Source organism: Methylobacterium sp. J-070 (assembly GCF_022829385.1).
Taxonomy (GTDB): domain Bacteria; phylum Pseudomonadota; class Alphaproteobacteria; order Rhizobiales; family Beijerinckiaceae; genus Methylobacterium.
The window spans coordinates 25,743-40,769 of sequence record NZ_JAKSXX010000307.1 but is presented as its reverse complement, the minus strand read 5'-3'; the positions used below and the strand labels follow the sequence as shown (position 1 = coordinate 40,769).

Here is a 15,027-nt window from a genome sequence, read left to right as displayed (position 1 = left end):
CGTAGCCGATCCCGAGGACGCGCAGGCCCGACACCGAGCCCAGGAACTCGTGCAGGGCGCGCCCGACCACGCGGTGCGTCGTGCGGCCCAGGGGGCTGGCGTAGAAGGCCCGCAAGCCATTGACGTCGAGACGCATGAAGGGACACGAGATCGAGGCCGGGACGATGATGGTACTCAATGGTGAGCCGGACGGCCCGCGGCAAGCGCCGAAGGAACCCGGCCGCTTCGCCGCCAGTTCACGGCCACAGCTTTCGCGCTTCGAGAGATCTCATACGATGGCTGCCGAAACCGAGATCCACACCTTTCTGTGCCGCAGCGACAATATCGGCGTCCTGATCCGCGACCCGGCCACGGGGGCCTGTGCGGCGATCGACGTTCCGGAGGCCGGGCCGGTCCTCAAGGCGCTGGACGAGACCGGCTGGCGCCTCACCGACATCCTCGTCACCCACCGGCACGCGGACCATGTCGAGGGCATTCCGGCGGTCAAGCGGGCAACCGGCGCCCGGGTGGTGGCGCCCGCCAAGGCCGGCGACGCGGTCCCGGAGGTGGACACCACCGTTCGCGAGGGCGACACGGTGCGGATCGGGAACCTGGTGGCGGAGGTCTGGGAGACACCCGGCCATTGCATCGACCACGTCACGTATTCGTTTGCCGAGGCCGGGCTGGTCTGCGCCGGCGACACGCTGTTCACCCTCGGCTGCGGCCGGGTGATGGAGAGCCCGCCGGAGGTGCTCTACCGGTCCCTCCGGCGCTTCGACCACCTGCCGGACTCGACCCAGGTGTTCAGCGGGCACGACTACGTACTCGCCAACGGCCGATTCGCCCTCGCCGCCGATCCGGACAATGCCGCCCTGAAGGCGCGCGTCGCCGAGGCAGAACGCGCCGAGGACGAGGGCCGCTTCCTCATCCCGTCGACCATGGGCGCCGAGCGCGCCACCAATCCGTTCCTGCGCAGCGGGCTCCCGAACCTCGCCGCGTCGGTCGACATGCCGCCAGAAAGCGATCCCGAAGCGGTCTTCGTCGCCTTAAGGGCGTGGAAGAACCGCTTCTGACGCAGGTGATAACGAGAAAAATTTGTTGCCTTCTCAAGGCGAACTGACACATACGGGTTTTTAAGCGGTCTTAATCCGCTCAGGTTAACCGGGCTCCCGGGGGGAAGCCGTAACGTCAACGCGAAGCGCCGGGACGCTTCAGCCGGTATGATGGGGGTCCGTCTCGCCCTACCACCTGTCCACTTCCCGCCTTCCTCTTCCGTTCCTCAAGCCAGAATCTGCCGGGTCCAAGGAAGAGTCGCTCGACGTCAAGGTCAAGCTTCCCGGAACCGACGACGGCGACACCGTCCCGCATCGCGACAGCGGCGATGCGGCCGGGACGCAACGGCCCCGCGCACCGGTCGCGGCGGATGTCCGGCTGCTTGGCATCGCCACCGAGCATCTCTCGCGCCTCGGGCCGAAACGCGTCACGGTCGTCGCCGTCGCCGCGGAGGCCGGCATGACGCACGCCAACGTCTACCGCTACTTCCCATCGAAGGATGCGCTCCTCGACGCCGTGGCGGGCCGCTGGCTCCGGGAGGTCGAGGCCCGGCTCGCCGGCATCGCCGACGCGCCGGATCCGGCCGACGACAAGATCGAGCGGCTGCTAACCGCCCTGGCGACGGTGCAGCGGGACGCCCTGGTCGACGAACCGAATCTGTTCGCGGTCCATCTCGACGCGACGGTGTCGGCCCGGCCGATCGCCAGACGGCACCGCGTGCGCCTGCGCAGCCTGGTCGAGCGCGTGGTCGAGGAGGGGATCACCTCGGGGATCTTCTCGGCGCGCGATCGGGAGCGGGCGATCGCCTACATCTTCGACGCGAGCTACCGGTTCACGCATCCGCTGGCGATCCAGCACGATGCGGAGGTTCCGCGCGACCTGATCGAGGCCCGGTTCGGGGCCGTGATCCACGCGATCCAGCGGGTCCTGCGCTCCGGGATCCTCTGAGCAAGCCGACGGACGATGCGATTACGAAGGCCCGGACCGTGCGTCCGGGCCTTTCGCGTTTCCGGTGGACCGACCACCGCTTAGACACGCCGGGGAGGCGAAAATGACAGCCTCGCGGATCTGTCATCCGAGCTTGGCGGCGGTGCGGGACCAGGGTGCAGTGCACCTAAAACCTTCGCGACGTTGACGTTTCCCAATGCCCGTCGAGGGGGTCTCGGGCGGTCGGCCCGAGGGGATCGCCGACGCGCCGGCCCGGCATCGGCTTGAAGCGGCGGTGCTTTTCGGCCACACAGCCGCGCAGATTTCGGCGCGGCGAATCCGCCCTGTGGCCAAGGTTGCCGCACAGGTCCGGCATCGCCCGAGGCATCATCGAAGTCGACACGCAGCGGAGACGGATCCGACATGGCTCGCAACAAGATCGCGCTCATCGGTGCCGGCCAGATCGGCGGCACCCTGGCTCTTCTCGCTGGCCTCAAGGATCTGGGCGACGTCGTGCTCTTCGACATCGTCGACGGCGTGCCGCAGGGCAAGGCGCTGGACATCGCCGAGGCCGCCCCGGTCGAGGGCTTCGACGCGACCTATGCGGGCGCCAGCGACTATGCGGCGATCAAGGGCGCCGACGTGGTGATCGTCACCGCCGGCGTGCCGCGCAAGCCCGGCATGAGCCGCGACGACCTGATCGGCATCAACCTCAAGGTCATGCAGGCGGTGGGCGAGGGCATCAAGACCTACGCGCCGGACGCCTTCGTGATCTGCATCACCAACCCCCTCGACGCGATGGTCTGGGCGCTGCAGAAGTTCTCGGGGCTGCCGACCAACAAGGTCGTCGGCATGGCCGGCGTGCTGGATTCGGCCCGCTTCCGCCATTTCCTCGCGGAGGAGTTCAAGGTCTCGGTGGAGGACGTCACGGCCTTCGTGCTCGGCGGCCACGGCGACGACATGGTGCCGCTGACCCGCTACTCCACGGTCGCCGGCGTGCCGCTGACCGATCTGGTCAAGCTCGGCTGGACCACCCAGGAGAAGCTCGACGCCATGGTCGACCGCACCCGCAAGGGCGGCGGCGAGATCGTCAACCTGCTCAAGACCGGCTCGGCCTTCTACGCGCCCGCCGCCTCCGCCATCGCCATGGCCGAGAGTTACCTGCGCGACAAGAAGCGGGTCCTCCCCTGCGCCGCCTACCTCGACGGCCAGTACGGCGTGAAGGGCATGTTCATCGGCGTGCCGATCGTCATCGGCGCCGGCGGCGTCGAGCGCGTCCTGGAGGTCACCTTCGACCCAGCGGAGAAGGCGATGTTCGACAAGTCGGTCGCCTCGGTGACCGGCCTGATCGAGGCCTGCAAGGGCGTCGACGGCTCGCTGGCGTAAGGAACAGGCGAATAGCGAATAGTGAGTAGCGAATAGGGCTGCCCTGCCCGCTCGCGCCACGAAAACTATTCGCTATTCGCTACTCACTATTCGCTCCTCCCCCACGAGGTCCCGATGAACATCCATGAATACCAGGCCAAGGCCGTCCTGAAGGAGTTCGGCCTGCCGATCTCCCGCGGCGTGGCGATCTTCGATCCGTCGGAGGCCGAGGCCGCCGCCAAGGAACTCGGCGGCCCGGTCTGGGTCGTGAAGAGCCAGATCCACGCGGGCGGCCGCGGCAAGGGGACGTTCAAGGGAGCCCCCGAGGGTGCCAAGGGCGGGGTGCGGGTCACCAAGTCCATCGACGAGGTGAAGCAATATGCCGGCGAGATGCTCGGCCAGACCCTGGTGACGATCCAGACCGGGCCGGCCGGCAAGCAGGTCAACCGCCTCTACATCGAGGAAGGCGCGCAGATCGCCGAGGAGTTCTACCTCTCGATGCTGGTCGACCGGGTCACCGGCGGCGTCGCCTTCGTGGTCTCCACCGAGGGCGGCATGGACATCGAGGCGGTGGCCCACGACACCCCCGAGAAGATCCACACGATCGCGGTCGATCCGGCCACCGGCGTGATGCCCCACCACGGCCGCGCCGTCGCCAAGGCGCTGGGCCTCACCGGAAGCCAGGCCAAGGAAGCGGCCGCGCTCACGGAGAAGCTCTACGCGGCCTTCATGGCCAAGGACATGAGCCTCCTGGAGATCAACCCGCTGGTGCTCACCGCGGACGGGCATCTCAAGTGCCTCGACGCCAAGATGGCCTTCGATTCGAACGCCCTCTACCGCCATCCCGACGTGATGGCCCTGCGCGACGAGACCGAGGAGGACGCCAAGGAGATCGAGGCGTCGAAATACGACCTCGCCTACATCGCGCTCGACGGCACGATCGGCTGCATGGTCAACGGCGCCGGGCTGGCCATGGCGACGCTGGACATCATCAAGCTCTACGGCGAGGAGCCGGCGAACTTCCTCGATGTCGGCGGCGGCGCCTCCGAGGAGAAGGTCACGGCGGCGTTCAAGATCATCACCGCCGACCCGAACGTGAAGGGGATCCTCGTCAACATCTTCGGCGGGATCATGAAGTGCGACGTGATCGCCAACGGCGTCATCGCCGCCGTGAAGGCGGTGGGCCTGCAGGTCCCGCTGGTGGTGCGCCTCGAAGGCACCAACGTCGAGGAGGGCAAGGCGATCATCCGGAATTCCGGCCTCAACGTGATCCCGGCGGACGACCTCGACGACGCCGCCCAGAAGATCGTCGCCGCCGTGAAGGGAGCCTGATCATGTCGGTGATGATCGACGCCAACACCAAGGTCATCTGCCAGGGCTTCACCGGCAAGAACGGGACCTTCCACTCCGAGCAGGCGATCGCCTACGGCACCAAGATGGTCGGCGGCACCAGCCCCGGCAAAGGCGGCGCGACCCATCTCGGCCTTCCGGTGTTCGACACGGTGGCGGAGGCCCGCGAGGCCACCGGCGCCGACGCCTCGGTGGTCTACGTGCCGCCGCCCGGCGCCGCCGACGCGATCTGCGAGGCGATCGCCGCCGAGGTGCCGCTGATCGTCTGCATCACGGAGGGCATCCCGGTGCTCGACATGGTCCGGGTCAAGCGGGCGCTCACCGGTTCGAAGTCCCGCCTCGTCGGGCCGAACTGCCCCGGCATCGTCACGGCGGGCCAGTCGAAGATCGGCATCATGCCGGCCAACATCTTCCGGCAAGGCTCGGTGGGTATCGTCTCGCGGTCGGGCACGCTGACCTACGAGGCGGTGTTCCAGACCTCCAATGCCGGCCTCGGCCAGACCACCGCGGTGGGCATCGGCGGCGACCCGGTGAAGGGTACCGAGTTCATCGACGTGCTGGAGCTGTTCCTCGCCGATCCGAAGACCGAGTCGATCGTGATGATCGGCGAGATCGGCGGCTCGGCCGAGGAGGAGGCCGCGCAGTTCCTGCAGGACGAGGCCAAGCGCGGGCGCAGGAAGCCGATGGTCGGCTTCATCGCCGGCCGCACGGCGCCTCCGGGCCGCCGCATGGGCCATGCGGGCGCGATCATCTCCGGCGGCAAGGGCGGCGCCGAGGACAAGATCGCCGCCATGGAGGCCGCGGGCATCCGCGTGTCGCCGTCGCCGGCCCGGCTGGGCTCGACGCTCGTCGAGGTCCTGAAGGGCTGAGATCCGCGCGCCTGCGTTGCGGCCATCGCAGGGCCGCGATGCCCATATGGGCGTGCCGAGACGTATCAGCGGGGCGGTCTCGCGCCCCGTTCCGGTTTTGGGGCCCCGTCCCGCGGACGGAGAGCCGGATGAGCCGGGCGACCGGCCCGCGCGACAGGATGGACGGACCATGGCACGCCAGGACGTGAACGAAGCGCTCCTCGAAACCTCTTTCCTCTACGGCGCCAACGCCGCCTACATTGAGGAATTGCAGGCGGCCTACGCCCGCAACCCCGCCTCGGTCGATCCGGAGTGGCAGACGTTCTTCAAGGGGCTCGGCGAGGACGAGACCCTCGTGGCGAAGAACGCGGCCGGCGCATCCTGGGAGAAGCCCAACTGGCCGGTGCCCCTCAACGGCGAACTGGTCTCGGCGCTGGACGGCAACTGGTCGGCCCTGGAGAAGGCGGTCGGCGACAAGATCGTGGCCCGGGACGCCAAGGAGCAGAGGCCCGGCAAGCCCGTCGACAGCGTCTCCGCGACCACCGGCGTCTCGGTGGAGCAGGCCACCAAGGATTCGGTGCGGGCGATCATGCTGATCCGCTCCTACCGGATGCGCGGCCACCTGCACGCCAAGCTCGACCCCCTCGGCCTCGCCCCGCGCGGCGACCACGAGGAGCTGCATCCGCAGCATTACGGCTTCGCCGAGGAGACCGACTGGGACCGTCCGATCTTCCTCGACAACGTGCTCGGCCTCCAGTTCGGCACGATCCGCGAGATCGTCGACATCCTGGAGCGGACCTACTGCCAGACGCTCGGCGTCGAGTTCATGCACATCTCCGATCCCGCCGAGAAGGCGTGGATCCAGGAGCGGATCGAGGGCAAGGACAAGGAGATCTCCTTCACCCCCGAGGGTCGCCGGGCGATCCTGAACAAGCTGATCGAGGCCGAGGGCTTCGAGAAGTTCCTGGACCTCAAGTACACCGGCACCAAGCGCTTCGGCCTCGACGGCAGCGAGTCGATGATCCCGGCGCTGGAGCAGATCATCAAGCGCGGCGGCGCGCTCGGCGTCCGCGAGATCGTGCTCGGTATGGCCCATCGCGGCCGGCTCAACGTGCTCACCAACGTGATGGCCAAGCCGTTCCGGGCGGTGTTCCACGAGTTCAAGGGCGGTTCCGCCTCGCCCGCCGAGGTCGAGGGCTCGGGCGACGTGAAGTACCACCTGGGCGCCTCCTCGGACCGCGCCTTCGACGGCAACAACGTCCACCTGTCGCTGACCGCCAACCCGTCGCACCTCGAGATCGTCGACCCGGTGGTGCTGGGGAAGGTCCGGGCCAAGCAGGACCAGTGGGCCAAGCCGCATATCCAGCGGTCGAGCGTGCTGCCGCTGCTGATCCACGGCGATGCCGCCTTCGCCGGGCAGGGCGTGGTCGCGGAGTGCTTCGGCCTGTCGGGGCTGAAGGGCCACCGCACCGGCGGCTCGGTGCACTTCATCATCAACAATCAGATCGGCTTCACCACCGATCCGCGCTTCTCGCGCTCCTCGCCCTATCCGTCGGACGTGGCCAAGATGGTCGAGGCGCCGATCTTCCACTGCAACGGCGACGACCCGGAAGCCGTGACCTTCGCCGCCAAGGTGGCGGTGGAGTACCGCCAGAAGTTCGGCAAGCCGGTCGTGATCGACATGCTCTGCTACCGCCGCTTCGGCCACAACGAGGGCGACGAGCCGGCCTTCACCCAGCCGAAGATGTACCAGCGGATCCGCAAGCACCCGTCGGTGCTGGAGAATTACGGCCGCCGGCTCGTGGAGAACGGCACCCTCAGCCAGGAGGCCCTCGACGCCCGCAAGGCCGAGTTCCGCGGGATGCTCGACAGCGAGCTCGACGTCGCCACCAACTACAAGGCCAACAAGGCCGACTGGCTCGACGGCCGCTGGTCCGGCTTCAAGGCCGTGCACGAGGACGTGGACGATCCGCGCCGCGGCCGCACCGCGGTCCCGGCCGAGACCCTGCAGGAGATCGGCCGCAAGATCACCCAGGCGCCCCCGGGCTTCCACCTGCACCGCACGATCCAGCGGTTCATGGACAACCGCGCCAAGGCCGTGGAGACCGGCGCCGGGATCGACTGGGCGACCGCCGAGGCCCTGGCTTTCGGGGCGACGCTGCTCGACGGCAACCGGGTCCGGCTCTCGGGGCAGGACGTCGAGCGCGGCACCTTCTCGCAGCGCCATGCGGTGGTGATCGATCAGGAGAACGAGCAGCGCTACACGCCGCTCAACGCCATCCGCGAGGGCCAGGCGTCGATCGAGATCATCAACTCGATGCTCTCCGAGGAGGCGGTGCTGGGCTTCGAGTACGGCTACTCGCTGGCCGAGCCGAACGCCCTGGTCCTGTGGGAGGCCCAGTTCGGCGACTTCGCCAACGGCGCCCAGGTGGTGGTCGACCAGTTCATCGCCTCGGGCGAGCGCAAGTGGCTGCGCATGTCCGGCCTCGTGCTGCTGCTGCCGCACGGCTACGAGGGGCAGGGTCCCGAGCACTCCTCCGCCCGCCTGGAGCGCTACCTCCAGGCCTGCGCCGAGGACAACATGCAGGTGGCCAACGTCACCACCCCGGCGAACTACTTCCACATCCTGCGCCGGCAGCTGAAGCGGGACTTCCGCAAGCCGCTGGTGCTGATGACGCCGAAGTCGCTGCTGCGCCACAAGCGCGCCGTCTCGACCCTCGACGCCCTGGCGGAGGGCTCGACCTTCCACCGCGTCCTCTGGGACGATGCCGAGGAGGAGGGCGCGCAGAACAAGCTGGTGCGCGACGACAAGATCCGCCGCGTCGTGCTGTGCTCGGGCAAGGTCTACTACGACCTGCTGGAGGAGCGGGAGAAGCGCGGCCTCAACGACGTCTACCTGATGCGCGTCGAGCAGCTCTATCCGTTCCCGCTCAAGGCGCTCGCCACCGAGATGGGCCGCTTCCACAACGCGGACGTCATCTGGTGCCAGGAGGAGCCCAAGAACATGGGCGCCTGGTCCTTCGTGGAGCCCTACCTCGAATGGGTGCTCGGCCAGGCCGGCTCCGCGGTGAAGCGCGCCCGCTACGTCGGCCGCCCGGCCTCGGCCTCCACGGCGGTGGGCCAGATGTCGAAGCACCAGGCGCAGCTCCAGGCCTTCCTCAACGAGGCCCTGGCGGTCTGATCTTTCTTGGGACCCGGCGGCGGCCCGCTCGAGCCGCCGCCTTCGAACTCCAGGCCGTCCGGCACGGCCCAACCGATCCGGAAGTGCGAAACGACATGGCTACCGACATCCTCGTCCCGACGCTCGGCGAATCCGTGAGCGAGGCCACGATCGGCCGCTGGTTCAAGAAGCCCGGCGACACGGTCGCGGCCGACGAGCCGATCGTCGAGCTCGAGACCGACAAGGTGACCCTGGAGGTCAACGCCCCGGCGGCCGGCGAGCTCGGCGAGATCCTGGTCAAGGACGGCGAGACCGTGGAGCCCGGCGCTCTTCTCGGCTCGATCGTCGAGGCGGGCGCGGGCGGCGGCGCCGGTGCGAACAGCGGCAAGAAGCCGGCCCCCAAGGAGGTCGCCGAGACCAAGGCCGAGAGCCGCAGCGAGGCGCCGAAGCCCGCCGCCGCCCAGAAGGCCGAGGCGCCGGCGCAGGAATCCTCGGCGGGCTACGGCAACCACGGCGACGCCGGGGCTCCGGCGTCCCAGCGCCCGACCGGCGACAACGGCCCGGCGGTCGCCAAGCTCGCCCGGGAATCGGGCGTCGATCCCTCGGGGATCAACGGCTCCGGCAAGGACGGCCGCGTCACCAAGGGCGACATGCTGGGCGCGATCTCCAAGGGCCCGGCCCCGGCCGCCGCCCCCGCCCGGGAGGCCCGCCCGACCCTGCCGCGGGCGCCCTCGGTCCCGGACGATGCCGCGCGCGAGGAGCGCGTGCGCATGACGAAGCTGCGCCAGACCATCGCGCGCCGCCTGAAGGACGCGCAGGACACCGCCGCGATGCTGACGACGTTCAACGACGTCGACATGTCGGCCGTGATGGCGATGCGCAGCCAGTACAAGGACATCTTCGAGAAGAAGCACGGCACCAAGCTCGGCTTCATGGGCTTCTTCACCAAGGCGGTGATCGGCGCCCTCAAGGACGTGCCGGCGGTCAACGCCGAGATCGACGGGCAGGACCTCGTCTACAAGAACTACTACCACATCGGCATCGCGGTCGGCACCGATAAGGGCCTGGTCGTCCCGGTGGTGCGCAACGCCGACGACCTGTCCATCGCGGGCATCGAGAAGACGATCGCGAATTTCGGCAAGAAGGCCCGCGACGGCAAGCTCTCCATCGAGGAGATGCAGGGCGGCACCTTCACGATCACCAACGGCGGCATCTACGGCTCGCTGATGTCGACGCCGATCCTCAACGCCCCGCAATCGGGCATCCTCGGCATGCACCGCATCGAGGAGCGCCCGGTGGTCCGCGCCGGCAAGATCGAGGCGCGGCCGATGATGTACCTCGCCCTGTCATACGATCACCGCATCGTCGACGGTAAGGAGGCGGTGACCTTCCTGGTGCGGGTGAAGGAGGCTCTGGAGGATCCGGCCCGGCTCGTGCTGGACCTGTGAGACGGAGCCGCGGATCGAGAGTGGGGCGGCCGGCGAGGTAGACCCATGCCGGTCGTCGCCAGGGTGGACGGCGTTCAGATCCTCTCCTACGCCAATGAGCACCCACCCCCACATTTCCATGCAGTATCGCCGAGCACCGGGCAGTCATCGATATCGAGACCTTGAGCGTGACCGAAGGCTTTCTCCCGATCGCGAAACGTCGGATCGTCCTGGCCTGGGCGGCGACGCGGAAGGATGCTTTGCACGACGCCTTCATACGAGCGACGTCCCATGAGAAGGTGGAGCCGATCGCATGAAGCGGCTGCCACGCATCGCCTCAGCGGATCCGGTCATTCACGGGGTTCTCAAGCTTGTCTTCGTTGACGGCTACGAAGGCGTGATCGACCTGAGGCCGCTGTTGGCGAAAGGCAAGGTTTTCGCGTGGCTTCAGAACAGCGAGAACTTCAAGGCAGTTCAGGTCGAGGAATACGGCCACGCGATCTCGTGGACGGACGAAACCGGTTACGTGATCGATCTCGGGGCAGATTCCTTGCGGCGTGACTGCGAGCGGCAAGCAGAGATCCACAAGTTGATGGTCGGTTGATGGATACCGGGGGAGCGAGAACGTGAGCGGAAACTCCAATCCCGTCGCCATCGTCACCGGCGGCAGCCGCGGCATCGGGCGGGCCGTGGCGCTGCTCCTCGCCGAGCGCGGCTACGCGGTCTGCCTGAGCTACGTGTCGGATGCGGCCGCGGCCCAGGCGGTAGTCGATGCCATCACCGCCCAGGGCGGCACCGCGCGTGCGGTGCGCGGCGACGTTGGCGAAGAGGCCGACGTGATCGCGCTGTTCCAGGCCGCCGACGGGCTCGGCCGCCTGACGGCTCTGGTCAACAACGCGGGCGTGGTCGACCTGAAGTCCGACGTCGCCGACATGAGCGTGGCCCGGCTCCGGCGGATGATGAACACCAATGTGGTCGGCAGCTTCCTGTGCGCCCGCGAGGCCGTGCGGCGGATGTCGACCAAGCGCGGCGGGGCCGGGGGCGCGATCGTCAACCTGTCCTCGGTGGCGGCGCGACTCGGCGGCCCGGGCCAGTTCGTCGACTACGCGGCCTCGAAGGGCGCGATCGACAGCCTGACCGTCGGCCTCGCCCGCGAGGTCGCCGGGGAGGGGATCCGGGTCAACGCGGTCGCCCCCGGGATCATCGCCACCGAGATCCACGCCAGCGGCGGCGAGCCCGACCGGGTCGAGCGCCTCGGCCCGGGCGTCCCGATGGGACGGGCCGGCACCGCCGAGGAGGTGGCCGCGCCGGTCGCGTGGCTGCTCTCGGAGGAGGCCGCCTACACCACGGGCGCCATCCTCGACGTCGGCGGCGGCCGCTGAGCCGACCCGCGCCCATCCATTCTTTCTTCGGCTGCCTCAGGGCGGCACGACCGAGCGGAAGCGAACCTTCATGTCCTACGATCTCGTCGTCATCGGCACCGGCCCAGGCGGCTACGTCTGCGCGATCCGCGCGGCCCAGCTCGGCCTGCGGACCGCGGTGGTCGAGAAGCGCGCGACCCACGGCGGCACCTGCCTCAACGTCGGCTGCATCCCGTCGAAGGCGCTGCTCCACGCCTCGGAGGCCTTCGAGGAGGCGAACAAGCATTTCGCCGATCTGGGCATCGAGGTGAGCGGCGTGAAGCTCGATCTCAAGAAGATGATGAGCTTCAAGGCCGAGGGCGTGGCCGGGAATACCAAGGGCGTCGAGTTCCTGCTGAAGAAGAACAAGGTCGACACCTTCCACGGTACCGGCAAGATCGCCGGGGCCGGCCGGGTCGAGGTCGTGTCGGAGGATGGCGGCAACCAGATGCTCGAGACCAAGAGCATCGTCATCGCCACCGGGTCGGACGTGACGCGCCTGCCGGGCGTGACCATCGACGAGAAGGTGGTGGTCTCCTCCACGGGCGCCCTCGAGCTCGACCGGGTGCCGAAGAAGCTCCTGGTGATCGGCGCCGGGGTGATCGGGCTGGAGCTCGGCTCGGTTTGGCGCCGGCTCGGCTCCGAGGTCACCGTGGTGGAATATCTCGACCGGGTGCTGCCGGGTATGGACGGCGAGGTCGGCAAGCAGTTCCAGCGGATCATGACCAAGCAGGGCATCGTCTTCAAGCTGTCCACCAAGGTAACCGGCGTCGAGGTCGGCAAGAAGGGTGGCGCGACCGTCACCGTGGAGCCGGCCGCGGGCGGCGCTGCCGAGGCCCTGCAGGCGGACGTGGTCCTCGTGGCGATCGGCCGGGTGCCCTACACCGAGGGTCTCGGCCTCGACACCGTGGGCGTGCAGCGGGACGACAAGGGCCGGATCCTCACGGATGCCCACTACGCCACCAACGTCACCGGCATCTACGCGATCGGCGACGTGATCGCCGGGCCGATGCTCGCCCACAAGGCCGAGGACGAGGGCGTCGCGATCGCCGAGATGCTGGCCGGCCAGTCCGGCCACGTCAATTACGGCGTGATCCCCAACGTGGTCTACACGTTCCCGGAAGTGGCCTCGGTGGGCAAGACCGAGGAGGAGCTGACCAAGGACGGCATCGCCTACAACGCCGGCAAGTTCCCGTTCACCGCCAACGGCCGGGCCAAGGCCAACGGCACGACCGACGGGTTCGTGAAGGTGCTGGCGGACGCGCAGACCGACCGGGTGCTCGGCGTGCACATCGTCGGGGCGGATGCCGGCAACCTGATCGCCGAGGTCGCGGTGGCGATGGAGTTCGGCGCGTCCTCGGAGGACATCGCCCGGACCTGCCACGCGCATCCGACGCTGACCGAGGCGGTCAAGGAGGCCGCCCTGGCGGTGTCCAAGCGCGCGATCCACGTCTAACGCGCGGGACCGGGGACGCCCCGCGCGGGATCAGGCGATCTTGCGCCGGGCGTTCGGCAGGTCAGCGATGCGCAGGAGCGCGCTGGGCGCCGGGGCGGCGGTCAGGGCGTTCAGCAGATAGGGCCGGCGCAGGCCCAGCGCGTTGTGCAGCGCCAGGTCGATGTCGCGGGCGTAGAACGGCATCCGCAGGACCGCGTCGACCCCGAAATAGCGACCCGCCTGGGCGACCGGCTCGAGTTCGGAGGTGGTCAGCAGGGTGATCCGGGTCGGCAGGCCCAGCGGCTGGATCTGGCAGGCGAGTTCCATCCCGTCGATGCCGCCGAGCTTCACGTCGATGAACGCGAAGTCGTAGGCGCCGAGCTTGAGCTGCTTGAGCGCGTGACGGCCGTCGTCGGTCTCCTCGAGCTCGATGGCGAAACCGCTGCGCGCCACCACCCGGCTGATCGCCGTGCGGCCGGCGGGGGACGAGCAGGCGAGCAGCGCCCGGGTCGGTGCGCGGCGGCGGACATCGGCATGCAGGAGCTGCTCGATATGCGCCGGATCCAGCGGCGTCTTGAGCACTTCGTAGGCGCCGAGGCTCTGGGCGATCTCCTGCCAATGCGGCAGCACGCGGGTGGCGACCAGCACGAGGCAGGGCGGCTCGGCCCCCGCCCGACGCGCCACCGCGACGGCCTCGGGACCGCTCAGATCCTCCAGCTGGAGACCCACGAAGGCGAGGGTGGGGCGTTGGCGCAGCAGGATGTCGCAGAGTGCCTGTCCGGATGTCGCCTCGTCGACCACGGCCTTGGGATCGAATCGCTCGACGATCGCCCTGAGGGATTCGCGGCGGCCCGCATCGCAATCGGCGATCACGACACGTGCCGACGTTCTCCCGTCTTCAAGCCCCATGACGCCCGCCCAAGCCGATCCGTTCGCTAACGAGCAGATTGGACGTAGATCGTGACGAAGGTCTTAAAAAATCGATTGTGCACTCGATCTCGCGGATGATCTGCCTATTCCAGGCAAGAGCAGCGCCGAGGACCGCTTGCTGTCAAACCTAGATTAATACCCAGCGCGCGGATGAGCGGCCGCGTAGGCGCTCATCAGCCGGGCGGCATCGACCTGCGTGTAGAGCTGCGTGGTCGACAGGGAGGCGTGGCCGAGGAGTTCCTGGATGGCACGCAACTCCCCCTGGCGGGCGAGGAGGTGCGTGGCGAAGGAATGGCGGAGCGCGTGGGGCGTGGCGGTGTCCGGCAGGCCGAGCGCCCCCCGAGCCCGGGCGACCGTATACTGGATGATCCGCGGCGAGAGCGCCCCGCCGCGCGCGCCGACGAACAGCGGCCCGTCCGGCGGCAGGGGCAGCGGGCAGGCCGCGACGTAGTCGGCCACGGCCTGGGCCACCACCGGAAGGATCGGCACCATGCGCTGCTTGCCGCCCTTGCCGAGCACCGTAACCTGATCGATGCCCGGAAGCGGCGCGTCGCGGCGGGTGAGGCCCAGCGCCTCGGAGATGCGCAGGCCGGCGCCGTAGAGCAGTGCCAGCACGGCCGCGTCCCGGGCGAGCACCCAGGGGGCGCGCTCTTCGCCCGCGCGGATCCCCGTATCGGTGAGCGCCACCGCGGCGGAGACGGGCAGGGGGCGCGGCAACCGCCGCGGGACCTTGGGCGAGCGCACGCCGCCGAGGGCTGAGACGGTGCCGCAGCCCTCCCGCTCCAGGTAGCGCGCGAAGGAGCGCAACCCCGCGAGCATGCGCATCAGCGAGCGGCCGGAGACCCCGTCGGCCCGGCGCGCCGCCATGAAGGCTCGGATGTCGCGCACCTTCAGCGCGACCAGCATCGGGATCGTCGGGGTGCCCTGTCGCGCTGCGAGGTGGAGAAGGAATTGGCGCAGGTCCCGCGCGTAGGCCTCGACGGTGTTGGGCGCCATCCGCCGTTCGCGCGCGAGGCCGTCCGTCCACGACTGGACGATGGCGCGGAGGCGCGCGTCCCCCGGGATCAGGATCAAATCGTCGGGCGCCGCACGGTCACGCATCGTCTCAGTCCACCGGATGAACCTTGCCGAGCCCTTAATGCGGATCGCGGCC

12 protein-coding genes and 1 pseudogene are annotated in these 15,027 nt (G+C 69.0%); 10 read left to right on the top strand and 3 right to left on the bottom strand.

Features of this window, described 5'->3' with window-relative positions; all coding sequences use genetic code 11:
• Window positions 1-136: pseudogene (locus tag MKL01_RS34985) on the bottom strand (methyltransferase type 11); the annotation flags it as partial.
• A 139-nt stretch (window positions 137-275) separates the two neighbouring features.
• Between MKL01_RS34985 and gloB the strand changes: the two are divergent.
• The 10 genes from gloB to lpdA all read left to right on the top strand — a co-directional run bounded on the left by gloB (window position 276) and on the right by lpdA (window position 12,965).
• Window positions 276-1,052 (top strand): hydroxyacylglutathione hydrolase, encoded by a 777-nt coding sequence (gene gloB / locus MKL01_RS34980; protein WP_243909761.1) that lies wholly within the window; start codon window positions 276-278, stop codon window positions 1,050-1,052.
• A gap of 358 nt (window positions 1,053-1,410) precedes the next feature.
• Window positions 1,411-1,980 (top strand): TetR family transcriptional regulator, encoded by a 570-nt coding sequence (locus MKL01_RS34975; protein WP_243909762.1) that lies wholly within the window; start codon window positions 1,411-1,413, stop codon window positions 1,978-1,980.
• 402 nt (window positions 1,981-2,382) lie between these two features.
• Entirely contained in the window at window positions 2,383-3,345 is a 963-nt protein-coding gene (gene mdh / locus MKL01_RS34970) for a malate dehydrogenase (protein WP_243909760.1), read from the top strand.
• 114 nt (window positions 3,346-3,459) lie between these two features.
• Window positions 3,460-4,656, top strand: coding sequence for an ADP-forming succinate--CoA ligase subunit beta (gene sucC, locus MKL01_RS34965; RefSeq protein WP_243909759.1), 1,197 nt, complete (start codon window positions 3,460-3,462; stop codon window positions 4,654-4,656).
• Between the two features lie 2 nt (window positions 4,657-4,658).
• Window positions 4,659-5,543 (top strand): succinate--CoA ligase subunit alpha, encoded by an 885-nt coding sequence (gene sucD / locus MKL01_RS34960; RefSeq protein WP_243909758.1) that lies wholly within the window; start codon window positions 4,659-4,661, stop codon window positions 5,541-5,543.
• 169 nt (window positions 5,544-5,712) lie between these two features.
• Complete coding sequence (locus tag MKL01_RS34955) at window positions 5,713-8,703, top strand: 2-oxoglutarate dehydrogenase E1 component (RefSeq protein ID WP_243909757.1); 2,991 nt, start codon at window positions 5,713-5,715, stop codon at window positions 8,701-8,703.
• 95 nt (window positions 8,704-8,798) lie between these two features.
• Entirely contained in the window at window positions 8,799-10,130 is a 1,332-nt protein-coding gene (odhB, locus tag MKL01_RS34950; protein ID WP_243909756.1) for a 2-oxoglutarate dehydrogenase complex dihydrolipoyllysine-residue succinyltransferase, read from the top strand.
• Between the two features lie 292 nt (window positions 10,131-10,422).
• On the top strand, window positions 10,423-10,713 hold the full coding sequence (locus MKL01_RS34945) for a DUF2442 domain-containing protein (protein WP_243909755.1): 291 nt from the start codon (window positions 10,423-10,425) through the stop codon (window positions 10,711-10,713).
• Window positions 10,714-10,735: 22 nt separating this feature from the next.
• Entirely contained in the window at window positions 10,736-11,491 is a 756-nt protein-coding gene (locus tag MKL01_RS34940) for an SDR family oxidoreductase (protein ID WP_243909754.1), read from the top strand.
• A gap of 70 nt (window positions 11,492-11,561) precedes the next feature.
• On the top strand, window positions 11,562-12,965 hold the full coding sequence (gene lpdA / locus MKL01_RS34935; protein WP_243909753.1) for a dihydrolipoyl dehydrogenase: 1,404 nt from the start codon (window positions 11,562-11,564) through the stop codon (window positions 12,963-12,965).
• A 30-nt stretch (window positions 12,966-12,995) separates the two neighbouring features.
• On the opposite strand, the gene MKL01_RS34930 is transcribed toward lpdA, so the two are convergent.
• Both MKL01_RS34930 and MKL01_RS34925 read right to left on the bottom strand, forming a co-directional pair.
• Window positions 12,996-13,817, bottom strand: coding sequence for a response regulator (locus MKL01_RS34930; RefSeq protein ID WP_243909752.1), 822 nt, complete (start codon window positions 13,815-13,817; stop codon window positions 12,996-12,998).
• Window positions 13,818-14,006: 189 nt separating this feature from the next.
• Complete coding sequence (locus MKL01_RS34925) at window positions 14,007-14,975, bottom strand: tyrosine recombinase XerC (RefSeq protein WP_243909751.1); 969 nt, start codon at window positions 14,973-14,975, stop codon at window positions 14,007-14,009.
• Window positions 14,976-15,027 lie beyond the last annotated feature (52 nt).